Here is a 25,495-nt window from a genome sequence, read left to right on the forward strand (position 1 = left end):
AACGCAAGACCTAGGTGTTTGAAGCGATTTAAATTTGATGGAGTTTGCAACACCTAGTACCTCATTTGACTATTGAATAAACATTTCAAAAAACTTTGGCAATATAATCATAGTCAAAGTTTTCACAATAGCAACTTATTGTTGGCTAAAAACCGCCTAAACCCATTGGAAATACAGTGGTTTTGAACTTATACTTGACTATTTTCCGGACTTAGAAGGATTTGAGAAATGCAGTTTTTGAGGATGATAAGTCAGCAGTTGAGTCGATTTACGGCATTGGTTATTATTTTAGCGGCCGCAGTGACATTTATAGAGCCTGCGACTTTTTCTTGGGTGACAGGTGATGCCCAAGTCATCGTTCTGGGTGTCATTATGCTCGCAATGGGTATGACACTAGGTAAAGAAGACTATAAGGTGTTGGCCCAGCGCCCGCTTGATATTTTTATCGGTTCAATTATCCAATATACCATTATGCCGATTTTAGCGATTAGCGTGGCCAGATTGTTTGATTTATCGCCTGGGTTAACACTGGGTCTAGTATTGGTTGGTACTTGTCCTGGTGGTGTGTCTTCAAATATTATGAGCTACCTTGCAAAAGGTGATGTGGCATTTTCGGTAGGTATGACCACCGTATCGACCATCATTGCACCGTTAGTGACGCCGCTTTGGCTCAATTATTTGGTTGGTCAATCTGTAGAGATGGATGGCTGGGGTATGTTCCGCTTTATGCTATTAGTGACATTGTTGCCAGTCGCTATCGGCTCTATGTTAAACATACTATTTCAAAACAAGCACTGGTTTAATGATGTACGTGCGGTGATGCCAGGCGTAGCTGTATTAGCCTTTGCCGCTATCGTCGGTGGTGTTGCCGCTGTATTTGGCGATCAGTTCTTGCAGTCAGGGCTAGTTGTTATTTTAGCCATTGCGGTACACAATATCGTCGGCTATATATTGGGTTACTACTCAGGTGCCTTATTTGGTATGAGCAAACCCAAAAAGCGCACCATATCTATCGAGGTTGGCGTACAAAATGCAGGGTTGGCCACGGGCTTAAGCACTAAGTTTTTCCCTGGCAATGCAGAGTCCGCCATCGCTGCCGCCGTTGCTTGCATTTGGCACTCTGTTTCTGGCTCTATATTGGCCAATATCTTCGCTTGGTGGGATAAACGTCAAGAAGCGAAAAATCCTACCGTCATTGAGACTGAAGAGACCGTAGAGCTTGGTAAACCAATTAGAAATCATTAGTACCGAGAAAGGTAATGCTCAGTAAGGTAATACTGAACTAGGTGATATTGAACTAGTTAGTAAAGCTAAAACGCTATGAGTTAAAATACTATGCTAGATTATTGTTTCTAGCATAGTATTTTCTAATAAAGCACCTTCTAATACAGAGTCTTTCAACATAGAGACTTTTAAATGTGAATTTTCTAATAAAGCACCTTCAAATATAGCGCTCTTCAGCATAGTATTTTTAGCATAGCACTATCGGTAATTTGCATGAACCGCTAGCCTCTCTTCTAGGTTCTCACTTAACGTAGTCTACCGCAACTCATTTCCAAAACGTTTACGCACCTGACGCAAGTATAAAGCTGGTGCAATACGCCACAGTAAACTGCCAAAGCGTGAGGTAGGGTCCGGCAATATCCAACGTTTGCGCCGCTGCAAACCTTGATCGATCTGTTCGGCCATCCACTCAGCACTACGCATATTACCGATCATTGAGCGTGGATGCTTTGCGATACTGCCATCACGGCCGAGCGCGTGGTTCTCGATAGGTGTATCAAGAAAGCTGGGATAGACCATAAGAATATGTATACCCTCAGACTCTAGTTCCAAGCGCAATACTTCAAAGAACTGGGTCAGCGCACCTTTTGCCGCACAATACGCTGCCCGTCCAGGAACTGGCATCCAACCAGCCATTGAGCCGATACAGATAATTTGACCTTTAGATTCTCTTAGCATCGGTAGCGCAGCCATAGTCAGCTCCACTGCTCCTTGCCAATCTACCGCCATAACTTTGCGGAACACTGCAGGATCAGTCTGATGTGCTGGTGATCGATGGGTAATCCCAGCATTGTTCACCAATAAATCAAGACGGCCAAAGCGCTCGCTAACTTGCTCAATAAGGGCAGCAATATCATCAATTTGAGTAATATTAGTGACGACTGTCATGACTCTAGCAGAGTCCTCTAACTCACGAGCGCGGGCGATCAGCGCTTGCTCATCTATATCAGCGAGTACTAAGTGATGCCCAGCGGCATACCAGTGCTGTGCCATCGCCCAACCAAGTCCTGATGCAGCACCAGTGATTAAAGTAACAGTTATTGATGACATTGGTGGCATTGATGGCATTGATGGCATCGATGACTTTCTCCCTATCAAGGTTTACGCAATCCATTACATTCGATGAAGTACTCGAAGGTTTCGGCAGACGTTTTTTCTAAACAATAACCAAACTCTTCTTTGAGTCGCCTGTTACTCAGTACTGGGCGATAACGCAAAAAATTAACCTGCTCTGGCCCTGTTGGCTTACCGCTCCACTTTGCCACCTGTAAACCAGCTTTAACCAAACCCACTGGCAGAGTCAATAGCGGTTTATTAAGTCGGTTTGCGATATCCCTCATCGTCAGTGCACCATCGCCTGCCATGTTATAGATGCCAGATTTGTCCTCACGAATACCTATTTCCATCGCGCCGATCACGTCTTGATCCCAAATAAACACAAAGGGCGACTCACTGCCTTTGAGCGCAAGCACACGCGGCGCCATGAACAGACTGGTAATTTGATTGCGCGTATCAGCGCCTAGTACGGTACCAGGTCGAAAGATCAGCTGCTGTAATTGTGGATGCTGCTCGCGAAAATCTGCAAGCATTTCCTCGACTTGTCTTTTGTGATCCGAGTAGGCAAACTCAGGATTACCGCGTAGTGCATCTTGCTCATCAATCCATTCAGGATTGTCAGCATGATATCCGTAGGCAGCACCCGAGCTGGTGAGCGTTATATGTGCGACATCTTCTTTGATACAGCAATCAAGTACGTTACGCGTGCCATTGACATCGATATCATAGTCACGAGCACGATCTTTTGACGCTTGCAAGATAGAGGCGAGATGCACGACATGGGTAATGCCCTCTTCTTTTAGTAGCGTTGCCAAACCCTCATCGCGCACATCTAATACGTGAATTGGAAAGTCTAGATCATCGCGCTTGCGAATATCTGTGCCGACGACATGGTAATGATCAGCCAGGCGATTGCCCAACTGATGGCCGATGTAACCTGCGGCACCAGTGATTAATATACGTTTATTCACTATGCTTTTATTTATTGCGCTTTTATTCATAGGGTATCCGTGCCCAAATTTGTGAAAGTGTCAGTCCTGACACCAAATGCCATACACCCCAGAACGCCGTGATCAGCATCATGCCACCTGCCTCTGGGAAAAAAGTAAATAAAATAACCAATCCTAGCCCTGAGTTTTGTATTCCTACTTCCAAAGTCACCGCGCGCCGATCCGCGACTGGCAACTTGAGCACCAGCCCCATGCCATAACCTAACGAAAGCGCCAATAAATTATGGCCAACGACCAACCAAAAAAAGCTATGGAAACGCTCTAAAAATAGCGCGAAATTGCTAGAAAAAGCGATTGCCACAAAAGCCATCAGCACGAGTAGCGAGAAAATACGTAGCGGTTTTTGGATACGTACGACCAGATCTGGCAAGCGGCGCCCCGTTACCATCCCTAGCACTAAAGGTAACGCTAACACTAATAGAACCAGTATCAGAATACTGCTAGGCTCAATCGTTATCTTTGTCAGATACTCACGCGTGTGTGGGTTAAGCCAACCATAAAAGGCAAAATTGACTGGTGTTAATATAGCTGCAGCGAGGCTCGATACCGCAGTCATACTGACTGACACCGCGACATTACCGCGTGCCAGCCAAGTCATAATGTTAGAAAAACTACCACCTGGGCAAGACGCGACCAAAATCATTCCTAGCGCCAACTCAGGATCGATATTCAATGCCCACGTAAACAGGCACGTGGCTAAGGGCAGTAGAAAGAACTGAGCGAACAGACCTGCTATCGGCGCAATAGGATACAAGACGATACGCTTAAAATCTTCGAAACGTAAGCTCAATGACACGCCGAACATCATCAGCGCCAAGATTAGATTGAGCAGAATCAAACTCCGTGGCTCAAACGCCACTGCCGCTATCATACCTCTAACGCCAATACAGGCTGCTCTGTTTCAAGCTCGGCAATATGCTTGGACAGCGTTTCTAAGTATTCATCTTTGTTCACGTAATATGCCATACGCGCAAGCTTAATATAATCATAGCCACCATCGAGTGTCTTGCCAGCTCGCTTACGCTTCACTTTATTAAACTGTTTAGCAGCTGCTGTATTTTGCTGACGCTGCTGAATATATAGTGCGACAAGCCGCGCTTGGTGATTTCGTCCTTCCCAGCCCAACCCTGCTGCTTCAACCATACCCATCATAAATAAATTATCATGCTCAGGATGAAAGACATTCATATAAAGCTGAGGAGCGTCATGATTGGCAGGCCAATTAAGATGCGCGCGCTCAACAAATGGATAGTCTAGTAAATACCCAGTCGCCATAAGAATCAAATCATAATCATGACTTTCTCCATCACTAAAGGTCACCGTATGACCATCGATGCGGCGAATATCACGGCGCGCCTTAATATCGCCATGACCCAAATGATGTAATACCAATGAATTGACCACAGGATGTGATTCATACATGCGATAGTTTGGGTTTGGCAATCCATAATCAGAAGGTTTTCCGATAACCATACGAATCATCGCCGCATCCATACGCTGCTTAACTGGACGCGGCAACTTTAGTTTTCCGCCTAGTGTGTCAATTGGCTGACCCTTGATAAATTTGGGAAGAAAGTAATAGCCGCGGCGCAGACTGATATCCACCAATTTAGCATGATGCACCGCGTCAACAGCGATATCAGCACCAGAATTGCCACAGCCAACGATCAACACACGTTTGTCTTTAAACACTGACGGGCGACGATATTCAGAGGAATGCATTAACCTGCCTGCAAACGTACCTGGCAGACTTGGTATATTTGGGGTATGTAAAGTGCCATTTGCCATAAGCACACCTTCAAACAGCCGCGATTGCTTTTGACCATTGCACTCACTAACTAAACGCCAGCCATCCCCTTCAGGCACCATGCTGACCACACGCGTGGAGAATTCATAACATGATTTTAGATTGAACGTATCTGAAAAGTCGCGGAAGTACTGACGAAGCTGGGTATGATGAGGATACGCCGCGACTGAGTCACTCATAGGAAACTCTTTGAACTCCGTCATACGCTTGGACGAAATCAAATGGGCACTTTCATACATGGTACTGTGCGGATTGTCGATATCCCATAGGCCCCCTACATCTGTATGTAGCTCAAAGCCGACAAAAGGAATATTGAGTTTTTGCAAATTTCGGGCTGCAGCGAGCCCCATTGGACCTGCTCCAATTACTGCATACATAAGCGCCACCTTAAAAATCCATTTCAATTATATAAATCAGTCAATTCCGTTTGACTGCATCTCTGGTAAGCGATACCAACGTACTCCATACCAGTGATAATACAATAGCATACATTGGTACATTAGCTGGCTCAAATGAACGAAGCGCTCAAATAGACTGCTTATAAAAGGTAAACCAAACGCTGATTAACACTCCCTTTTTGGTTCAAAACAAACCTAACTTCGCTCAGTATAAAAATACTGTCCTAGTTGCAGGCTATCCTATTATCGAAACATAAAGCGATCTCTCTAATTTACTCAAATATGATATAGTAGAAATAGGTTCAGCAAACCATTGTAATAATAATGATTATCATTATAATAAGCATTTAACTTACATGCTGGAAATATTCATGCAACTATCTCGCTTATCTGCTGCGTTATTTAATCTTTCGAATGTATCTGGTTCTTCTCTACGATTAGCATCTATACCCTCGCGATTGGTATCGACGAAATCACCCTCTCTAAAGACACTATACTCAACCTGTCTATCTACTTCTGTCATCGTATTAGCAACGAGTCAATCGGCATGGGCACAGGTAGATGATGTAGATGCTCAAACCACTCCTAACGTGGTACTTGATACTATCGTCGTAACCAGTAGCGCTGATGCTTCAGCAGATGGACTACCAAGCGCCTATGAAGGTGGCCAAGTTGCGACCGGCAGCCGCGTCGGAATCTTGGGTAACCAAGACATCATGGATACGCCGTTCTCTACCACCTCATACACCAATGAATATATCGCCAATCAGCAAGCGCAAAGTGTAGGCGATCTACTCAAAAAGGATCCTACTGTTCGTGTAGCAAGAGGTTTTGGTAACTTTCAAGAAGCCTATTTCATGCGTGGCTTTATCACCACATCAGATGACACCATGTACAACGGTCTATATGGCATCTTACCAAGACAGTACATTGCAACTGAATTGTTCGAGCGCGTCGAGGTTCAGCGCGGTGCCTCAGCAATGTTGAATGGTGCGGCACCGAGTGGCGGTAACGCAGGTGGTACAATCAATTTGCTACCGAAACGTGCTGGTAATGAGCCACTACGTGAAGTGACGCTTGGTTATGGTCAAGGTGACCAAGGCAAAGTCGCAGTAGATGTTAGTGATCGCTTCGGTGCTGATGACGCTATTGGGATTCGCTTTAATGCTGCTTATCAAGATGGAGACAGCGCAATAGATGATGAGTCTTCGACCTTGGGTCTGGCGGCGCTCGGTTTGGATTATAGAGCGGATCAGTATCGCCTATCGGCCGATTTGGGCTGGCAAGACAATAAGCTGTCAGAGACTCGTCCTAGTGTCAATCTTGGTGGGGTGTCTAGTGTACCAAATGCTCCAGACGGCTCAAAAAATTGGGCGCAACCTTGGACCTACTCCGATGAAGAGGATGTCTTTGGTACCATTCGAGGAGAATATGATTTTACTGATAACATTACCGCTTATGGTGCTTACGGTGTGCGAAGTGGCGAGGAAGAAAACTCACTAGCCACTTTAACTGTCAACAACGTTGATGGTGCGGGCACGATTTATCGCTTTGATAATTCCAGAAAAGATTTAGTACAAAGTGCCGAGCTCGGTCTGCGTGGTAAATGGCAAACGGGTGAAGTGGCTCATAATTGGGTACTAGCAGCTGATCTCTATGACCAAGAAGAAAAAGGTGCATTCGCGTATGATTTTGGTAATCAACTCGCGACCAATTTGTACCACCCTACCGACTACGCTGAGGTCCCTTTTACAAGCACAGCAATCTTCGGTGGTAATTTAAATGACCCAAAATTAACCAACAAAAAGCAGTTTCAAAGCTTTGCGCTAGCAGACACCATATCACTGTTCAACGATAAGCTAAAAACTACGGTAGGCGTACGTCATCAAAATATCAAAACAACCAGCTATGACTATAATACCCAAGCCAAAACAGCTAGCTATGATGAAAGCGCATGGACACCAAGCGTCGGTATCATTTATCAGCCAACGATGGACTGGTCTGTATATGGTAATTATATCGAAAGTCTAGCACCAGGAAAAAGAGCGCCTCTAACTAACGATAATGACGCTGTCACTAATGGTGGTCAAAATCTAGATCCGTACGTGAGTGAGCAAACTGAACTGGGTGTGAAATACGACAATGGTATGATTGGCAGTAGTCTCGCTGTCTTCCGAACTGATGAACCGCGTGCTTATATCAACAACTCAAATACGTTTACTGCTGCTGGAGAAAATCGTCATCAAGGTGTGGAGTTGACTGTCTTTGGTAGCCCAAGTGAAAACATGCGCCTCAATGCTGGTGTTACTTACTTAAGTGCTAAGCAAAAAGACACTGGTGATAGTGCATTAGATGGTAATCGAGTGATTGGTGTGCCTACCTTACAGAGCAATGTCAACCTAGAGTATGATTTAGCCGCCGTTGAAGGACTGACATTGACGGGTGATATTATCCACACAGGCTCTCGTTATTCGGATAATGCCAATACCTTAAAGGTTGATGGTTATACTACCTTAGACCTTGGTGCACGCTATCGCACTATGTTGGCAGGACAAGACGTTACTCTAAAAGGCATGGTAACCAATGTCACAGGTGAAGACTACTGGCAGTCAGTAGGCGGTTATTCAGATGCAGGCTATCTAAATGCAGGTGAACCAACGGCCTTAAAAGTATCGGCAACGTTCGACTTTTAAGCTTTATTAGTAGGCTTTCTTAGGTTTTATAAAAGGGATTAGGCGCGACCTACTCCCTTTTCTGCTATCAAAAATTTATTCTATTACTGAGTTACTATGTCCTCTCATACCACAGCGTCCTCTCGCATGACTGCTTCTTTATACCATATGATTTGGGCGAATTATCGTCTGCCTTTTCTCAAAGTCATTTTGCTAAATTTGGTCAATGCCGCTGTCAGCGTGGGTATTATTGCCTATATCAACCACACCTTTATCAGTCAGCCAGTATTCGATACCTTATCTTGGTTAAGTTTGGCGCAGTTTTCACTGCTGGTGTTGTTACTGCTATTGACGACTTTTTTGTCGCAATATGCATTGACGCGACTGGGGCATCGATTTGTCTATGAGCTTAGAACAAAACTGGTCAAACAAATCATCGATACTACCGTTCCTCAGATAGATCATTTGGGTAGCGCACGCCTACTTGCCAGCTTGTCTTCAGACATTCAATCGATTACCGTTGCTTTCGTCCGTATGCCAGAGCTAGTACAGGGTGTTATCCTATCTGCTGGTGTTGGATTGTATTTGGGTTGGTTATCGCTGCCATTATTATTTATTGTCCTGTCTTGGATTGTGATGACGATTTGGATAAGCACCCTCTTGGTCAAGCATGTTTATACCCATTTGACCGAATTAAGAGAGATTAATGACGCGTTATATCAGGATTATCAGTCGATAATAGAAGGTCGTAAAGAGCTGGCACTTAACCAACACCGAGCAGAAAAACTGTATACAGATGATTTCTTGGCCCATGCCAAATCGTACGAGAAGACCGTGACTAAGTCTGATACTTTTCATTTATCAGCGGTGAACTGGTCCAATATTATGATGTTTGCATCGATTGGTATCGTGTTTGCAATGGCCAATTATCTCGATATTCCGATGGGGGTTGCCACTACTTTTTCTTTGACGATTTTGTTTATGCAGTCGCCGCTCCTACATGCGGTTGGCGCTTACCCAACATTGCAGACCGCTCAAGTTGCGCTAGAAAAGATACAGTCTTTAGAATTGGCCGAGCATCAGCCGAGCTTTGCGACAGACACGGTTGCACAGGACTGGCAGTCCATAACTTTGAATAATATCAATTATCGCTATGTAGGCAGTAGTAATAGTAGTCATGCACCAGACACAGCGGTTAATGATAATGCTCAAAATAGCGATAACAGTGATAACAATCAGAACCCTTCCAATAACATCTTAAAGTCCGTCAATTTAACCTTGCAACGAGGTGACGTGGTTTTCTTAATCGGTGCGAATGGTAGCGGCAAATCTACCCTTGCCAAAATCATTACTGGTATCTTTACTCCTACTACAGGAACGGTACAAGTCGATGGACAAAGCGTTAATTCAGAGAACAACGCCGATTTTAGACAGCTGTTTTCTGCGATTTTTAGCGACCAACATCTATTTAAACAGCTGATTGGATATGAGGGTAATGATCCTGATGAGGCCCTAGTATCTGACTGGCTACATAAGCTCAATCTACAAGAAAAAGTAAGTGTGTCTGACCATAAACTCTCTACAGATAAGTTGTCGCAAGGTCAGCGCAAACGCTTGGCTATGCTAATCGCTGTCGCCGAACAAAAAGACATATTACTGCTCGATGAGTGGGCAGCCGACCAAGACCCTGCCTTTCGCCGCGTGTTTTACCAAACGCTCATTCCTGAGCTAAAAGCCATGGGTAAGACACTGTTTATTATTAGTCATGATGACGGTTATTTTGAGCATGCTGATCGATTATTACTGATGAAAGAAGGCCGTCTCATTGAGCTAAATGCCGAAGAGCGACAGCGTGCCAGCAAAGATGCCATTGCTATGCTCAAGTAAGCAATACTTTAACTACTAGCATGAACCGATTTATTTCAATCCCATAAAACGTTTGATCAACTTTAAGCTAAATAGCAGTTAATCTGAGTATTTTTTAAGCAAAAAAAGGAGCGCCTTACTGTAAGGCGCTCTTTTACTATATAAGGAACAACGATATCTTACCGTTCGCTTATTTTAACCGTTTCTGCAAAAACCCAACTCGAGAAATCACCAAGAAGTCTAATAGCGCGATAGCTATAATCGCGATAATAGCAGTCGGGAAGATGATAGCCACAACTAATAATGGAATAGCAAGCGGCCACCAGACGGAAACATTTAAGCCGCGAGCTGGTGGGTTTAATCCCGCGCTATTGCTTTCCTGACGAGGGCGACGCTGCCACCACATGATATAGCCACTGACACAAATAACGATTACCGCTAGGCAAAATAGTACATTAGCCAGTACGCTCCACCATCCGAGCGTACCCATATGCAGCGCGATACCAGCCGCCATGAATTTACCAAACGCATTATAGTCATCAAAATGAATATCAGCTAAGGCATTACCCGAATAACGGTCGATATGTACCGTACGATCTGCTATCGGACTTTTCATATCATAGCTCATTGAGTCTTGGCTAATGGTCCAGACGCCTGTACTACCTTGTGGTAGGTTCAATTGATAACGCCCTACAAAACCGATTTCACGAGCGTAGCGATCCACCGTATCAATCATAATGGGTATATTGGCGGCGATACCATCTTTGCCCTTGGTCGTACCTGATAAAGGCATTGGCGTCAGCTCAAGTACCCAAGGAACTTCTTTGTTGTCGCCAGAGTTTAGAGCACTGCCATGTGTGGGTGCATCAGTATGCGCTTCTGACGCTGCCGCACCATGTACATGCGGCGCTGGTGTAGACTCTTGCATGGCAGCATGTTGGCTGTGGTCAATTGATACGGGAACAGGTGCAACGCCCCACTTACCTGCAGGAAACTGGCTCCATGCCTGCACCACTCTCTCACCCCATACACCTGCCCATGCCATACCTGATATACAGAAAAACAGTAGCAGCACAGATATCCAACTGCCCAATGTCGCATGAATCGTACGGATAAAAGAGCGTTTTTTCTTATTGGTTACGCTCTCATTAGGTATCAGCATAGCTTTGACTGATTTACGTTTTTGCCACCACAGATACCAACCAGACAAAATCATTAAAATAGTCAATGATGCCGCCGTTTCTAACAAGTAATCACCAACTTTACCAATCAGCAAATCACTGTGAATATCGTTAAACGTACTATAAAGACCGCTACTGGTAGGCACACTTTGGACGATATCAGCCGTATAAGGGTTGACTGCCACCATATTGCTTTGGTCGTCTGATTTTATCTGAAATAAAGCCACCGTATCGGTATCACGAGGGGCGATATATTTAATCAGCGTGCTATCAGGCAAGGTGCTCAGCGCGTTCTTTGCTTGAGTAGAGACAGGTGCTTGAACCGTAGACTCTGGCACGACAACCGTTAAGCGGTCGTTGTCACGTCCTACTGTGTTGGACATAAACAGCATACCGAGCGCCGTTATCGCCAAAACAACTAAAAAAGGAGCAACAAAAATACCTGCATAAAAATGCCAGCGCCACACTGTGAAATAGCGTTGGTTGTTGGTGGGTTGGTTGGAGGGTGTGTCCATAAATGTGACCTTAAACAATCTTTGGTTGCTCAATAAACAACGTAAACCTATCGATAATAATGGTATATCTGCTTGCAAGACTAATCTTAAAAGGTCTCGCAAAGAACTAGGATAACGCCGATACAGCGATGTAAAAAATCTACTGTAAATAATTGTATTCAGAATGCTGCTGCATAATACGAGAAAAATCTGAGAAAAACCATCGTTTAAAATACATCGTTCAAAACAGTAAGTCTGCATGACTCTATTCGTAATACTGCTTCATTTGCAACACTGCGTCTCTACCTTTTTAAGTTCTGAAAATACTTCTCAAAACTGTCTCGTTGTAATTTTTTAATGATAATAATTATCATTAGTGTTATTATTAGCGTCGTTGCAAATTTGCTTTAACTGTCACAAATAATATTCAATCATTTTAGTCCAAGAGGAAATCTGATGCGGTCTCATCTAACCAATAACGTCATTCGCAAAAAATATCTCACCACAGCAGTACAAGTTGGCCTGATCATGGGTATGAGCCACGCCGCTTACGCTGTAGAGACGACAAACAATACTGAAAATGATGAGGCTGCTACACCCTCAGCCACCTTAGATGCTATTACCGTTTACTCAGATGGCTATCGTAGTACTGGCACCAAAACTGCATTGGATCCAAACGATGCGCCAATGAGTTATACCAGAATCGATCAAGACCTGTTACAAAAGCGTCAGGCAGATAGCGTCAATGCTGCATTACGTTATGAACCAGGTGTAAGCGCTGAGAGCCGCGGTACAGTCTCTATCTTTGACGAATACAACATTCGCGGATTTAAGACCTATTCAAACTTTTATGACGGTCTAAGATTGCCTTATGATGGTACATATAACCTGATGCCCCAAGTAGATATCTATGCAACTGAAGCGGTCGAGGTAGTGAAAGGTTCGGCATCTTCATTGTATGGTTATGCAGCACCTGGCGGTATGGTCAATCAAATCGCCAAAGCACCTAAAAGCACTCAAGAAAACGAAATCCAGCTACGCTTTGGTACTCAAAACCTAAAAGAAGTGGCTATCGATAGCACGGGGCCTATCACCGACACTTTGGATTATCGATTTGTGGCGCTAAAACGCCAAAAAGATGGTCAAATGCAAACTACGGAAGAAGAGCGTCTATTGATAAATCCATCGCTTAAATGGCAAGCGACTGATGATGTCTCGGTACTTGCTAACCTCTTTTATCAAGACGATCCCGACATGGTACCCTCTACCCCATTACCTGCTGTCGGTACTGTCTATAATGCCAGCTATGGCAAATTGGGTAGCGATGCTTATGCAGGCGATAAATGGAATAAATTTAGCAAAGAAGTATTTATGCCAAGCGTCACCGTAAACTGGGACATCAATGATAAGTTAACGTTTAAACATATCACGCGCTATACCGATGCCGAAGCGCAGCAGCGCAATATGTATAACAATGAAGGATTTGTAGAGGGTAGTGATACGATTCTAGACCGTATAGCTTACACAACAGATGAAAGCATGAAAAACTGGACCACAGACAACCAGCTGGCCTATAAGTTTGATACCGCCAATACCTCACATAACCTACTGTTTGGTATTGAGTATCAAGAGACAGACAGCACCGCAACTTATTATGACGCTGGCGCAGATGGCACACCAAACCTTGACTTATCGAATCCAGATTTTTCACAAATCAGCACCGATATTCTACCATTAGATACCTTTAGTCGATACGATGATATCGAACAAAGCCAGCTTGGACTCTATGTGCAAGATGAAATGACGTGGCAAGACTGGACAGTGGTGGCAGGCTTACGACATGATAAATTCAAAAGTATCCTTGATCGAACCGATACATCGAAAGGTGTAATCCCTAGCGAAAAAATGATCGACAATGACGCGTCAGAAACCAGTGGACGTCTTGCTGCTATTTATAACTTTGATAATGGTCTATCACCGTTTTTGAGCTATTCGCAGTCATTTCAGCCAGTGGTCGGTAGTAACTTTATTACCAATGAACCATTTGAACCGACCACTGCCGATCAATTAGAAGCTGGTATCAAATATCTGTCTCCAGACCGTGCGACCAAAGGAACGTTTGCGGTATTTGATATTGCCCAAAAAAATGTCGTTGTGTCAGATTACGTCAAATATACAGATCAAACACAAACTGGTGAAATTGAGTCAAAAGGCTTTGAGATATCAGGTAGCCGTATGCTCAACGATTGGGTAGATCTCTCGGCAAGCTATAGCTACACCGATGCTGAGATCACAGAAGAAGAAATTAATCCTGAAGTGGTCGGCAACACTCCTGCCCAAACTGCTAAACACAAAGCCACGCTATGGGCAGACTACTATGCTACGGACAAACTCACTCTCAATGCTGGCATTCGCTATGAAGATGGCATGCAAATTGATAAACAAAACACAGATGAGCTACCAAGTGTGACCTTGGTTGATATTGGTGGCAGTTATCAGATCAACCCTATGCTCGCTGTCGGTGCTAGTATCAATAACCTCTTTGATAAGACTTATGTTAGTTCTTGCTATGACATTAACAACTGCTGGATGGGACCTGAGCGTCAAATGACAGTCAGTCTAAAAGCCAACTTTTAATCAAATTTATCCGTAGCGGGTTGGTTCTATTAGTAAGCCAACTCGTTGTTAGAAGGAAAGCACAATATGGCAAAACCTACTCCAAGAGTACTAGAAGTTATTGGCACTAGATACATTACGCCAAATATGTACCGTGTCACGCTTGGCGGTGCTGGCATGGTTGATTTTCCTATCGATCAAGAAAGTGCTTATATCAAACTGATATTCCCTCAAGATGCAGGTAGCCGCCCACTGATGCGTACTTATACAGTGAGCGTGCAACGTGATGACGCAATAGATGTTGATTTTGCTTTACATGAGACGGAAGGACCTGCATCGGCATGGGCACGAAATGCGCAAGTCGGCGATCAAATTTTAATAGGTGGTCCAGGGCCAAAAAAACTCATTAACAATGAAGCAGATTGGTTTTTATTAGTCGGCGATATGACCGCGCTACCAGCGATTACGGTCAACTTAGCCCAGTTGCCTACTGAGGCTCGTGGTTACGCAGTACTTGAAGTGACGACTGAGGCAGATCGTCAGACGCTCAAAAAACCAGAGAACGTCGAGATACATTGGGTGATTAATGCGCATCCAAATGCAGACGATAGCCCCTTACTGGACTGTGTTAAATCTTTGAGCTGGCTTGATGGTCAACCTGCCGTTTGGGCTGCGTGTGAGTTCCATAGTATGCGTGCATTGCGCCAGTACTTCAAAGTTGAGCGCGCAATACCAAAGACGCATTTATATGTTTCTAGCTACTGGAAAGTCGATAGCACAGAGGATCAGCATAAAATCGTCAAAAGTCAGGATGCGCAAACGGAAGATCAGTAATTACGTATTTCGAAACAAAAAAGGAGGAGCTAAGATTAGCCCCTCCTTTTTTATCAATCATCACTTATCATACTTCGACCACCTTACCCTCTTCTACTCTACTAATCGTCAGCCCCGTAAACCCGAATAGCAGTGTCAACAGTAACGACAAATAACAGAAGAACGCATAAGGCAGATAATCTAATACCGGTACCCCTAACGCCTGACTGATAAACACCCCGCACACACTCCAAGGTACCAGCGGATTAATCACTGTTCCTGCATCCTCAATCGTCCGCGACAGATTCTTTGGATGTAAATGTAGACGCTCAAACGTCGAACGAAAGGCCGTACCTGATAATAGAATACTCAAATACTGCTCACCGATTAGCACGTTAATGCTTAGTGCCGACATCGCTGCAGCGAATATCGCTCGTCCAGATGTCGTCAATGTATCTTTAATACCAGACAGCAATGCTGGCAAAATCCCTAGTGCCGTTAGTAACCCGCCTAGACTCAGTGCCAGTATCACAATCGCCTGTGTAAAAAACATACTCTGCACACCGCCGCGTGACAGCATGCCGCCCACCTCACCCAGCTCTAATGATTCAGCAGGAGCATACCCTCCAAACAGATAACCACCCAATTGACCAAAGCTTGGTGAACTGTGTACATAAGTAATAATCAATGCCGCGGCAATCGTACAGATAATCGTATAAATCGCATTGACCCGAAACAGGGCTAGCCCAACCAATATCACAAATGGCAGTACCGAATACCCATGTACCAAACCACTGTCTATCAATTGTCCTTGCAATATGGTCACTTGACTCAGATCAGCGCTAGTCGTCTGTCCTGAAAACATCCAAAACAAGATCACCGTCAGTATCCACGCAGGGACTGTCGTATACATCATATTGCGAATATGCTCAAACAGATCGATACCCACTACAGAGGACGCAATCGTACAAGTATCAGACAAGGGCGACATCTTATCACCAAAGAACGCCCCTGACACCACAGCCCCCGCTGCTATCGCCACATTGGCATCAAAGGCGTTACTCATACCAATAAACGCCACGCCAAGCGTTGCTGCAGTCGTCAAACTACTACCCAAAGCAATACCGATAATAGAGGTCAAAATAAAGGCAGAAATATAATAGTATTCAGGTGAGATCAGCTGAAAGCCTACATACATCAGTGTAGGTATTGCTCCTGACATCATCAGAGCCGCCACCATCAGTCCAATAAAGAAGAACAAATAGATGGCACCAATACCACGCATGACACCTGAGGCCATTTGCGCTTGCATGTCATCAAAGCTGAGTCCTTTGTACATACCGATAGCCAGTAGCACACAGATGGCGAGGATAAGAGACAGATGAGGCACCCAGCCAAAGCCGATCATGGTGATACCCATGATACCGATGACGATGGTGGATATGATAAAGGCGAGCTTGGTACTGATTAATGTGAGGGGTTTTGGTGGCATGACACATCCTTAAAATGCCAGCTCAGGCTGGCATTAGAGTGGGTTTGAATTTGGGAGCGTTAGTTTTATAGCGTTAGAAAACGGGTTTGCTAGCGAATAACCGAATGACTTATGCGTTACTTATTAAGTAAGTCATCGGTCTTAGCTGCCATGACAAAATCATTGCGATGCAACCCTTTAATACTATGCGACCACCAAGTGACCGTAGCCTTGCCCCACTCTACCAATATACCCGGATGATGTCCTTCTGCTTCAGCGATTTCTGCCAGTTGATTGGCAAATGCCATTGCTGAGACGAAACTTTTAAATTTATACTGACGCTGCAATTGCTGAATGCCATCTATTTCGATCAATGACCAATCAGGAATTTGCGGTAATAGTTCTCGTGCTTCGGCTTCATCAACTTTCGGTGCGCCAATGCGGCAAGCTTCGCAGCTGTTTTGTGATAGTGCTGTCATGATAAAATCCTTTTATAGTGGCTGTTTCTAATGGTTGTTTTGATAGCTATTTTCTAATACTCGTACATCGATGTTGATATAGCTGTATTGCTATCTCAATACTTCGTACTGAAGTGATAGTTTTCATGTTTAATTTTAAATTGACGTTTTTAACGAGTTTTTTCTGGATAGGTCGGCTCAAATAGTCCAAGCGACATAGCTTTTTTGACCGCACCCATAATGTCACTATTGACGATATCAAATAAGGTATTTAATTCATCAATGACATAGTAAATCGGCTGTATCTGATCAATACGATAAGGCGTACGCAACACATCAAGCAAATCAAACGCTCGATGTTCAGGTTGCGGTTTAGGCTGATGCTGTGTTGTATATCGAAGGTTTGATCGCTCTTGCGCTGTATAATCAAGTGCATAAACCGTTTCAGAAGGTGAGCTCAATATACCGCCGCCGTAAATCCTACGATTTTCCACGCGACTGCCGACCAATCCAAACTCAATGGTAAACCAATACAGCCTTGCTAAAAACCAGCGCTCCTCTTTCGTTGCGCTAAGGCCAAGCTTACCATACGTTTCATTGAAGGTTGCAAACGCAGGATGGGTCAATAGCGGACAATGCCCAACGATTTCGTGAAAGATATCAGGCTCTTCAATATAGTCCATATCATCGAATCGACGAATAAACGTCGCCACAGGAAAAGATTTATTGGCTAGTAATTTGAAAAATTTACCGAAGCTGATTAATGCCGGCACAGCGGCGGTCTGCCAACCTGTGGTCGCTTGTAATACCTCATCGATATCGTGCAACTGCGGGATATGCGTCGTCGGTAAGTTTAACTTAGTCAAACCCTCTAAATATGCAGTACATGCACGGTTGGGCGTTTGTTCCGCTTGACGTGCCAGCAGCGCTTGCCACATCGCATGCTCATCATCACTATAGTGAATATGACCATGGCTATCTGGCTGATGCGAGATATACGGCTGTTTTTTATTTGTCGCGTTAGAATGACTGGACGCATCGTTGCCTTGCTTATTAGTCGCAACGCTATTGGTACCGATGGCAGTATTAAGAGAATCTATCTGTGATAGGCGTTCCATGCCTGTATTCCTTTTATCGCAATGAGAGCATTACCTTTGCAGTATGCTTTTAGGTAATGCACTTATTAAGGACAACACAAACTCCTTTTGTCTTGTCCATTGATTAAATGTGGTCTAAGCGTTAGATAATATTATAGGGTTTCAGTCTCTGGCTGACCGACTGTACCGCGACGTACTTGGTCACGCTCTATCGACTCAAACAACGCTTTAAAGTTACCTTCACCAAATCCATCGGCATAATCGCCTTTACGCTGAATGAACTCAAAGAACACTGGACTACCCAAAATAGTTTCAGAGAAAATCTGTAGTAGCAGACGCGGTGCACCGCCTTCTGTCGTACCGTCCAACAAGATACCGCGCGTTTGCAAGTCAGCAACATTTTCACCATGGTTTGGTAAGCGCTCGCTCAGCATTTCATAGTAAGCAGCATTTGGTGCGGTCATAAGCGGAATACCAGCCGCTTTGAGCTTATCGATACTGGCAAACAAATCATCACTGGCTAGCGCAATATGCTGAATACCTTCACCATTGAAATGCATTAGGTACTCTTCGATTTGACCACCGCCCTGTTTGGCTTCTTCATTCAGTGGAATACGGATTTTGCCATCCGGTGCTGTCATGGCTTTACTGGTTAGTCCCGTGTACTCACCTTTGATATCAAAGTAACGAATCTCGCGGAAATTAAAGATACGCTCATAGAATTTTGCCCAGTACGCCATGCGTCCACGATAGACGTTGTGCGTTAGATGATCGATAACTTTGAAGCCATAGCCGACAGGGTTTCTGTCGATATCTGCAAAGAACTCAAAGTCGACATCATAGATAGATTCGCCGTCTTTATAGCGGTCAATCAAATAGATTAGTGAGCCCCCAATACCTTTGATAGCAGGCAATCTAAGCTCCATCACCCCAGTTGGCACATCTACTGGCTGCGCGCCCATTTCTACCGCACGCTCATACGCTTTTTTGGCATCTTTTACCCGAAAGCCCATGCTACAAGCACCAGCACCATGCTCTTCAACGAAATAACTGGCTTGGCTTTTTGGTTCGCGGTTTAGGATAAGGTTGATATCACCTTGGCGATATAGCGCAACGTCTTTTGAGCGGTGATTGGCGACATGGGCAAAACCAAGTTGCTTAAACAATGCGTCGACTGCATCAGGCTGCGGAGAAGCAAACTCGACAAAATCAAATCCATTTAGTCCCATTGGGTTGTCAAATAAATCTGCCATTGTAATTATCCTTAATTTCAATTGGTAATAGAAAATCGATGAGTAGTAAAAGTCGATTAATAGTAAAAATCTATAAAACGATTAATAATCAATCTTTATTGTTGACGTTGTATTTATATTAGATTAGCTTTATTTATAAGACTAATTGTTTTTTATGATTTATTTATCAGGTTTACTTATGAATATCAGCATTCGCCAATTGACCGCATTTATCAAAGTCGCTGACAACGGCAGTTTCACTCGTGCCAGCGAACAGATGTATTTGACTCAATCTGCTGTTAGTGGATTGATTAAGGAATTAGAGACTGGCCTCGGTATCGTGCTGTTTGATCGAACCACTCGCCAGTTGTCTCTGTCAGCAGTAGGACGGCACCTACTACCGCAAGCGCGGCGTATCTTGAATGAGATGCAGCTGTTTGAAAATGAAGCAAGTAGCTTGACCAGCTTAGCCCAAGGTCAGGTGCGCTTGGCTGTATCACAGTTTGCAGCGTCTTCTCTACCTGCCGTCATCGCCCAGTTTGCCAAAGAATATCCAAATATCGGCGTCTCACTATTGGACTGCTCAGCCGAGAATTTGCTTAAGCATATCCAAGATATCGAAGTCGATTTAGGCGTTGGCACCGAACTTGGTTTTATAGAAACTGAAGATGATATCGGTGCTGATTTGTTGTATCAGCTACCTTTTTGCGTGGTTATGCCAGACAATCATGCACTGGCACAAAGAGATGAAATTACTTGGCAAGATTTATTAGAAACGCCGCTGATTACTTTACAAGGTCCGTTCCTAGATCAAGTAACCGCAGAGCTCGACGACTCTATCTCCGCTCATGTGCAACAAGCCCGCTACAAGGTGAATTTTATGTCCACCGCGCTTGAGATGACGCGCCAAGGCTTTGGTATTACGCTGTGTCTGCCCTATATGCCTGAAGTTATTGATTGGGTCAGCGCCAATGGTCTGCTGATGCGACCACTCACTCAACCAGTCAAAATGCGGCAATTTTTTATCTATCAGCGTGCCTCACGGGCGCTCTCTCCGGCGACGATTGCTTTTAAGCAGTTTTTGCAAACCTATTTTGCGACTCATTATAACGACCTACATCACTCTGACTCATCGTCTATCGAATGACGTATAGCATGTCAAATGCGCTTGATAGATGGATAAATAATCTATTTGGCTATTTATTTTATTAATTGCCGCATATAACCCACTCTCGTGTTGAGTTCAGCCGCGATTTGCTCTATGATTTTCGGCTGCTCGATTTATATTTTTATAAGGAAATGGCATGTTTGAACGTATCGATTATTACGCTGGTGATCCAATCTTAGGTCTTATGGAAAAATACTCAGCAGATAGCAATCCTAACAAGGTCAATTTAGGCATTGGTATCTATTATGATGAGAATGGCGTATTGCCTGTACTCGACTGTGTAAAAACAGCCGAAGCGCGTATTGCTGATCCTATCGCACCGCGTCCATACCTGCCAATGGCAGGCCTGCCAGGCCACCGTAAAGGCTGTCAGGAATTACTGTTTGGTAAAGACGCCCAGATTTTAAAAGACGGCTTGGTCGCGACCATCGCTACAATCGGTGGTTCTGGCGCGTTGAAAGTTGGTGCTGAATTTATTCATGACTGGTTCCCACAAGCTAAGTGCTATGTGAGCGATCCAACATGGGGCAACCATATTGCTATCTTTGAAGGCTCTGATGTAGAAGTCGGTAAATACCCGTACTACGACAAAGCCAACAGCAGCATCAAATTTGATGAAATGATTGCGTTTTTTGAGACATTGAACAAAAATGACGTTATTTTGCTACACCCATGCTGCCACAACCCAACCGGTATGGATTTGACCCAAGCGCAATGGGACACTGTACTCAACGTCGTGAAGGCGCGTGAGCTGATTCCATTCATGGACATCGCTTATCAAGGGTTTGGCGAAGACATGGACAGCGACGCTTACGCTATTCGTAAAGCGGTTGAGATGGGCCTCCCATTGTTTGTTAGCAACTCATTCTCTAAAAACTTATCGCTATACGGCGAGCGCGTCGGCGGCCTATCAGTCGTCTGCCCAACCGTAGACGAAACCGATCGCGTATTCGGTCAGCTAAACGCAACCGTACGCCGTATCTACTCAAGCCCGCCGTCACATGGTGGACGTGTGGTCGATATCGTTATGAACGATGAAGCACTACATGAGCAGTGGGTTGGCGAAGTTTATGCAATGCGCGACCGTATCAAAGCCATGCGCCTAAAGCTAAAATCGGTATTAGAAGCTAAAATCCCTAACCGTAACTTTGATTACATCACTCGTCAAAACGGTATGTTTAGCTTTACTGGTCTCACGCCTGAGCAAGTCGAGCGTTTACAGACTGAGTTTGGTATCTATATGGTCTCTAACTCACGTATGTGTGTGGCTGGCCTAAATACCAGCAACATCGACTATGTGGCCAATGCCATGGCAGACGTCTTAAAAGACTAATTAGTCCAAGTTACTTAACATGTTAATCAATACGTAACTTGATAAAAAATAAACGCGTATAAGAAAGGCTGAGCGATTGCTCGGCCTTTTTTTGTACTTAGCATTTAATCAAAATTATTTCGTCAAAATTATTTTATTAAAATCATCTAGTCAGAACCGTTTAGTCAAAACAACGACAACCACTTTTCAAAGCAGCCTTTTCACAAAAGACATTGCACAAAAAACTTGCAATCCATATATCAATAAATTACATTATACGTAAGTAATTAATTATAACGTAATTCATAATGTATATTAGCAAGGAGCAAATCATGTCAACGACTGACAGCACCCTCACCTCTTTTATCGATATCGCTGCTGACTCTGACTTTTCTATTCACAACCTTCCTTATGGCATCTTTAGCGAGACCAAAGACGCTGCTGGTGATAGCAAGCGCCGTGCAGGCGTTGCCATCGGTGAGCATGTACTGGATCTATCTGTACTCGAAGCCGAAGGATTATTAAGTTTGAACGGTGGTCCTTATTTTAACCAATCCACTCTAAATGCTTTTATTGATTCAGGTCGAGACAATTGGACGCAGGCACGCTCGACTATTCAAACGCTACTATCTAACGACACTGACACCTTACGTGACAATACAGACTTGCAAAAAAAGGCGCTGTTCAAGCAAGCAGACGTCACCATGCATTTGCCAGTGCAAGTACCGGGTTTTACCGATTTTTACTCATCGAAAGAGCACGCGACCAACGTCGGCACCATGTTCCGTGACCCAAACAACGCCCTGCTACCTAACTGGACCGAAATGCCAGTTGGTTATAACGGACGCGCCAGCACTGTCATCGTCAGTGGAACGGATATCGTACGTCCATCAGGTCAGCTAAAGCCTAGCCCTGATGAGCGTCCTATTTTCTCTGCCTGTAAGCGTCTTGATTTTGAGCTAGAGACCGCCTTTGTCGTTGGTAAAGGTAATCATATCGGTCAGCCAATCGCCGTAGATGATGCTGCTGATCATATTTTTGGCATGGTGTTGCTCAATGACTGGTCAGCCCGAGATATCCAAAAATGGGAATACGTGCCATTAGGTCCATTTAATGCCAAGACCTTTGCCTCCGAGGTGTCTCCTTGGATTGTCACTATGGATGCATTGGCTCCGTTTAAAACAGCTTGCCCAACTCAAGAACCCAAGCCGCTTGCTTATTTAAATGAAAAATCGAGCGACAACAGCTTTGACATCAATCTATCGGTTGAATTACTACCTAAAAATGCGGAAACAGCGACCATCATTTGTGAGACCAACTTCAAATACATGTATTGGTCAATGGCACAGCAGCTTACCCACCACACCATCACTGGTTGCAAAGTTGAAGTCGGTGACATGATGGGCTCAGGTACGATTTCAGGCCCAACACCTGACTCTTATGGCTCAATGCTAGAGATTGCTTGGAACGCTACCAAACCAGTCACGCTTGAAGGCGGTGAGACGCGCAGCTTCATCGAAGATGGTGACACGGTCATCATGAAAGGCTATAGCGAAAAAGACGGCATCCGTGTTGGCTTTGGTGAAGTACGCGGCAAGGTATTACCAGCACTGAGCTTTGATTTTGATAAATAGTATTTAAGAAATAACATAGACAGAGAAATAGCAAAATAGGCGTGAAAATTCTCATGCAGGCGGATAGGAAAACAAACGCATTCACCTACTCATAGTTATGTGAATAAAGCCAAATGAGTAACACGTCTTATCAAAAGGACATTGATATGAGCTTTCAAATTGAGAAAATTCATCATGTGGCTTACCGCTGCAAAGATGCCAAAGAAACCGTCGAATGGTATAAAAAAAATCTAAACATGGATTTCATTTTAGCATTCGCAGAAGACCATGTGCCTTCGACCAAAGCCTTTGACCCCTATATGCACGTCTTTTTGGACGCTGGTAATGGCAATGTCTTAGCATTTTTCGAAGTACCCAATCAACCTGAGATGGGCTTTGATCCAAATACCCCAAGCTGGGTGCAGCACTTAGCGCTAAAGGTTAAGGACCGTGACGAGCTAATCGTTGCCAAAGAGCATTTAGAAAATGCCGGCATTGATGTCATTGGCGTGACCAATCACGGCATCTTTCACTCGATTTATTTCTTTGATCCCAATGGTCATCGTCTAGAGCTGACCTATGATGATCCAACCTCAGAAGACAAAGTATCGATGATTACAGATGCCATCAAGCAAGACATGCTAGATGAGTGGTCTCGTACCAAACGCGCCCCAGCACATACACAGTTTTTGCATAGTGATGAGTTGGCTGAAGCACGCGAAGTTGCTCCTGTCGGCGAGTAACTCTCCTGTAATCCTGCTTGCTACGTTTTTAAATGATTAGTTAATCATCGCTTTAATTATAAAGGTGCTAATTGACGACCTACTCTAGGTATCAATAAATAGCGAACCATATATCACCATCATGAAAGGACTCTATGATGAAAATAAGAACCCCTCTAGGAATACTCTTAGCCGCCTCGCTTGCGATGACTGGTTGCTCCAATAACGACCAAACAACAGGCGCGTCTACAGATGCAGGTGAAGTGACAACGTTGCGGTTCTCACACTTTATGACTGCCACTGACAATATAAACACCGAAGCGTTAGAGCCATGGGCAAAGAAAATTGAAGCGGATTCAAACGGCCGCTTAAAGATTGAGATCTACCCTTCTGCAACGCTCAGCAAACCAGGGGCTACCTATGACGCTACGGCGAAAGGTAGTGTGGATATTGGTATGCAAGCACAAGGATATACAGCAGGACGATTTCCTTTGACTCAAATTGTAGAGTTGCCAGGCATCACTAATACTGCACAGCAGCAGAGCTGTATACTTCATAAGCTATATAATGACGGTATCATTAAAGACGAGTACGAAGACACTCACTTGCTCGCTTTGATAGGGACTGGTCAAGGTGCGCTTCATACGGTTGATAAACCGATTCGCACGCCAGCCGACATGAAAGGTCTACGTATTCGCCAACCTTCTGCGGTTGCTAGCCATATTATCGAAGCAACTGGTGCTGCACCTGTCGGCATGCCTGCCAGTGATACTTATACCTCTCTGCAGCGCGGTGTCATTGACGGGCTCAGCTTTACTTGGCAACCCATTCAAGCATTTCGCCTTGATGAGCTGATCAATACGCACACCAATATTCCTTTTTATAATTCTACCTTTGTAATTAGCATGAACAAGGAGAAATACAACCGTTTGCCCGATGACCTCAAAAAAGTAATCGATGATAATTCTGGCGCAGAGCTAGCAGCGCATATCTCTAAAGTATTTGACGTTAGCAATGCCAAAGCAATGGCCGCTGCCAAAGAAAAAGGCGATATTATGATTGATATCCCTGATCCACTCAACGACCCAGATTGGAGAGGTCCATTAATGGAAGGTTCGCAGCATTACCTTGATGAAGTAAATGCAACTGGCCTAGATGCTGACAACGTATACGAAAAAGCAAAAGCGGCCAGTAGCGGCTGTATGGTTTAGAGGCTGAATTGAAG

Annotated in this window: 19 protein-coding genes; 10 read left to right on the forward strand and 9 right to left on the reverse strand. The window is 44.3% G+C overall.

Annotation, left to right across the window (positions count from 1 at the left end; genetic code table 11):
* Nucleotides 1-228 precede the first annotated feature (228 nt).
* Complete coding sequence (locus QO187_RS03710; protein WP_102092715.1) at nt 229-1,245, forward strand: bile acid:sodium symporter family protein; 1,017 nt, start codon at nt 229-231, stop codon at nt 1,243-1,245.
* Nucleotides 1,246-1,539: 294 nt separating this feature from the next.
* Here the strand turns inward: QO187_RS03710 and QO187_RS03715 are convergent, their stop codons facing one another.
* Genes QO187_RS03715 through QO187_RS03730 form a run of 4 tightly spaced genes read right to left on the reverse strand, consistent with a single transcriptional unit; the run spans nt 1,540 to nt 5,534 of the window.
* Nucleotides 1,540-2,361: an SDR family oxidoreductase gene (locus QO187_RS03715; protein ID WP_228153133.1), complete on the reverse strand. Its 822-nt coding sequence runs from the start codon at nt 2,359-2,361 to the stop codon at nt 1,540-1,542.
* Between the two features lie 17 nt (nt 2,362-2,378).
* Complete coding sequence (locus QO187_RS03720) at nt 2,379-3,341, reverse strand: SDR family oxidoreductase (protein ID WP_102092716.1); 963 nt, start codon at nt 3,339-3,341, stop codon at nt 2,379-2,381.
* Nucleotides 3,334-4,221: a bile acid:sodium symporter family protein gene (locus tag QO187_RS03725; RefSeq protein ID WP_102092717.1), complete on the reverse strand. Its 888-nt coding sequence runs from the start codon at nt 4,219-4,221 to the stop codon at nt 3,334-3,336. Before QO187_RS03725 ends, QO187_RS03720 begins: the two co-directional genes overlap by 8 nt.
* On the reverse strand, nt 4,218-5,534 hold the full coding sequence (locus QO187_RS03730) for an NAD(P)/FAD-dependent oxidoreductase (protein ID WP_102092718.1): 1,317 nt from the start codon (nt 5,532-5,534) through the stop codon (nt 4,218-4,220). The genes QO187_RS03725 and QO187_RS03730 overlap by 4 nt, the downstream gene beginning before the upstream one ends.
* Before the next feature lie 392 nt (nt 5,535-5,926).
* Here QO187_RS03730 and QO187_RS03735 point away from each other — a divergent pair, with 392 nt between their 5' ends.
* The gene (locus QO187_RS03735) at nt 5,927-8,248 is read left to right on the forward strand and encodes a TonB-dependent siderophore receptor (protein WP_102092719.1); all 2,322 of its coding nucleotides are present in this window, start codon (nt 5,927-5,929) and stop codon (nt 8,246-8,248) included.
* A 147-nt stretch (nt 8,249-8,395) separates the two neighbouring features.
* Complete coding sequence (locus QO187_RS03740) at nt 8,396-10,114, forward strand: multidrug ABC transporter permease/ATP-binding protein (RefSeq protein WP_371547383.1); 1,719 nt, start codon at nt 8,396-8,398, stop codon at nt 10,112-10,114.
* Between the two features lie 169 nt (nt 10,115-10,283).
* Here the strand turns inward: QO187_RS03740 and QO187_RS03745 are convergent, their stop codons facing one another.
* On the reverse strand, nt 10,284-11,789 hold the full coding sequence (locus QO187_RS03745; protein WP_371547310.1) for a PepSY-associated TM helix domain-containing protein: 1,506 nt from the start codon (nt 11,787-11,789) through the stop codon (nt 10,284-10,286).
* Between the two features lie 435 nt (nt 11,790-12,224).
* Between QO187_RS03745 and QO187_RS03750 the strand changes: the two genes are divergently transcribed.
* Both QO187_RS03750 and QO187_RS03755 read left to right on the forward strand, forming a co-directional pair.
* Complete coding sequence (locus QO187_RS03750) at nt 12,225-14,405, forward strand: TonB-dependent siderophore receptor (protein ID WP_371547313.1); 2,181 nt, start codon at nt 12,225-12,227, stop codon at nt 14,403-14,405.
* 66 nt (nt 14,406-14,471) lie between these two features.
* Entirely contained in the window at nt 14,472-15,218 is a 747-nt protein-coding gene (locus QO187_RS03755; protein ID WP_371547316.1) for a siderophore-interacting protein, read from the forward strand.
* Between the two features lie 67 nt (nt 15,219-15,285).
* Here the strand turns inward: QO187_RS03755 and QO187_RS03760 are convergent, their stop codons facing one another.
* The 4 genes from QO187_RS03760 to hppD all read right to left on the reverse strand — a co-directional run bounded on the left by QO187_RS03760 (nt 15,286) and on the right by hppD (nt 19,476).
* Entirely contained in the window at nt 15,286-16,689 is a 1,404-nt protein-coding gene (locus QO187_RS03760) for a Na+/H+ antiporter NhaC family protein (RefSeq protein ID WP_371547319.1), read from the reverse strand.
* A gap of 116 nt (nt 16,690-16,805) precedes the next feature.
* Nucleotides 16,806-17,147 (reverse strand): 4a-hydroxytetrahydrobiopterin dehydratase, encoded by a 342-nt coding sequence (locus QO187_RS03765; protein ID WP_371547322.1) that lies wholly within the window; start codon nt 17,145-17,147, stop codon nt 16,806-16,808.
* Between the two features lie 149 nt (nt 17,148-17,296).
* Nucleotides 17,297-18,244, reverse strand: coding sequence for a phenylalanine 4-monooxygenase (gene phhA, locus QO187_RS03770; protein WP_371547324.1), 948 nt, complete (start codon nt 18,242-18,244; stop codon nt 17,297-17,299).
* 131 nt (nt 18,245-18,375) lie between these two features.
* Nucleotides 18,376-19,476, reverse strand: coding sequence for a 4-hydroxyphenylpyruvate dioxygenase (gene hppD / locus QO187_RS03775; RefSeq protein WP_057759888.1), 1,101 nt, complete (start codon nt 19,474-19,476; stop codon nt 18,376-18,378).
* Nucleotides 19,477-19,654: 178 nt separating this feature from the next.
* Between hppD and QO187_RS03780 the strand changes: the two genes are divergently transcribed.
* The 5 genes from QO187_RS03780 (at nt 19,655) to QO187_RS03800 (ending at nt 25,481) form a co-directional block, all read left to right on the forward strand.
* Entirely contained in the window at nt 19,655-20,602 is a 948-nt protein-coding gene (locus QO187_RS03780) for a LysR family transcriptional regulator (protein WP_371547326.1), read from the forward strand.
* Between the two features lie 157 nt (nt 20,603-20,759).
* Nucleotides 20,760-21,956 carry an amino acid aminotransferase gene (locus tag QO187_RS03785; RefSeq protein ID WP_057759885.1) on the forward strand — a complete coding sequence of 399 codons (1,197 nt, stop codon included), beginning with the start codon at nt 20,760-20,762 and terminating at the stop codon, nt 21,954-21,956.
* Between the two features lie 311 nt (nt 21,957-22,267).
* Entirely contained in the window at nt 22,268-23,569 is a 1,302-nt protein-coding gene (fahA, locus tag QO187_RS03790; RefSeq protein ID WP_371547330.1) for a fumarylacetoacetase, read from the forward strand.
* 146 nt (nt 23,570-23,715) lie between these two features.
* The gene (locus tag QO187_RS03795; protein WP_179797180.1) at nt 23,716-24,291 is read left to right on the forward strand and encodes a VOC family protein; all 576 of its coding nucleotides are present in this window, start codon (nt 23,716-23,718) and stop codon (nt 24,289-24,291) included.
* A 137-nt stretch (nt 24,292-24,428) separates the two neighbouring features.
* Nucleotides 24,429-25,481, forward strand: coding sequence for a TRAP transporter substrate-binding protein (locus QO187_RS03800; protein ID WP_371547333.1), 1,053 nt, complete (start codon nt 24,429-24,431; stop codon nt 25,479-25,481).
* Nucleotides 25,482-25,495: the final 14 nt, after the last annotated feature.

It is taken from the genome of Psychrobacter sp. Arc9, from assembly GCF_041431295.1.
Taxonomy (GTDB): domain Bacteria; phylum Pseudomonadota; class Gammaproteobacteria; order Pseudomonadales; family Moraxellaceae; genus Psychrobacter.

Coding starts and splice junctions, on each gene's coding strand:
- QO187_RS03710 (WP_102092715.1), top strand. CDS start 229: ATGCAGTTTTTGAGGATGATAAGTCAGCAGTTGAGTCGATTTACGGCA.
- QO187_RS03715 (WP_228153133.1), bottom strand. CDS start 2,361: ATGCCATCAATGCCATCAATGCCACCAATGTCATCAATAACTGTTACT.
- QO187_RS03720 (WP_102092716.1), bottom strand. CDS start 3,341: ATGAATAAAAGCGCAATAAATAAAAGCATAGTGAATAAACGTATATTA.
- QO187_RS03725 (WP_102092717.1), bottom strand. CDS start 4,221: ATGATAGCGGCAGTGGCGTTTGAGCCACGGAGTTTGATTCTGCTCAAT.
- QO187_RS03730 (WP_102092718.1), bottom strand. CDS start 5,534: ATGTATGCAGTAATTGGAGCAGGTCCAATGGGGCTCGCTGCAGCCCGA.
- QO187_RS03735 (WP_102092719.1), top strand. CDS start 5,927: ATGCAACTATCTCGCTTATCTGCTGCGTTATTTAATCTTTCGAATGTA.
- QO187_RS03740 (WP_371547383.1), top strand. CDS start 8,396: ATGATTTGGGCGAATTATCGTCTGCCTTTTCTCAAAGTCATTTTGCTA.
- QO187_RS03745 (WP_371547310.1), bottom strand. CDS start 11,789: ATGGACACACCCTCCAACCAACCCACCAACAACCAACGCTATTTCACA.
- QO187_RS03750 (WP_371547313.1), top strand. CDS start 12,225: ATGCGGTCTCATCTAACCAATAACGTCATTCGCAAAAAATATCTCACC.
- QO187_RS03755 (WP_371547316.1), top strand. CDS start 14,472: ATGGCAAAACCTACTCCAAGAGTACTAGAAGTTATTGGCACTAGATAC.
- QO187_RS03760 (WP_371547319.1), bottom strand. CDS start 16,689: ATGCCACCAAAACCCCTCACATTAATCAGTACCAAGCTCGCCTTTATC.
- QO187_RS03765 (WP_371547322.1), bottom strand. CDS start 17,147: ATGACAGCACTATCACAAAACAGCTGCGAAGCTTGCCGCATTGGCGCA.
- phhA (WP_371547324.1), bottom strand. CDS start 18,244: ATGGAACGCCTATCACAGATAGATTCTCTTAATACTGCCATCGGTACC.
- hppD (WP_057759888.1), bottom strand. CDS start 19,476: ATGGCAGATTTATTTGACAACCCAATGGGACTAAATGGATTTGATTTT.
- QO187_RS03780 (WP_371547326.1), top strand. CDS start 19,655: ATGAATATCAGCATTCGCCAATTGACCGCATTTATCAAAGTCGCTGAC.
- QO187_RS03785 (WP_057759885.1), top strand. CDS start 20,760: ATGTTTGAACGTATCGATTATTACGCTGGTGATCCAATCTTAGGTCTT.
- fahA (WP_371547330.1), top strand. CDS start 22,268: ATGTCAACGACTGACAGCACCCTCACCTCTTTTATCGATATCGCTGCT.
- QO187_RS03795 (WP_179797180.1), top strand. CDS start 23,716: ATGAGCTTTCAAATTGAGAAAATTCATCATGTGGCTTACCGCTGCAAA.
- QO187_RS03800 (WP_371547333.1), top strand. CDS start 24,429: ATGAAAATAAGAACCCCTCTAGGAATACTCTTAGCCGCCTCGCTTGCG.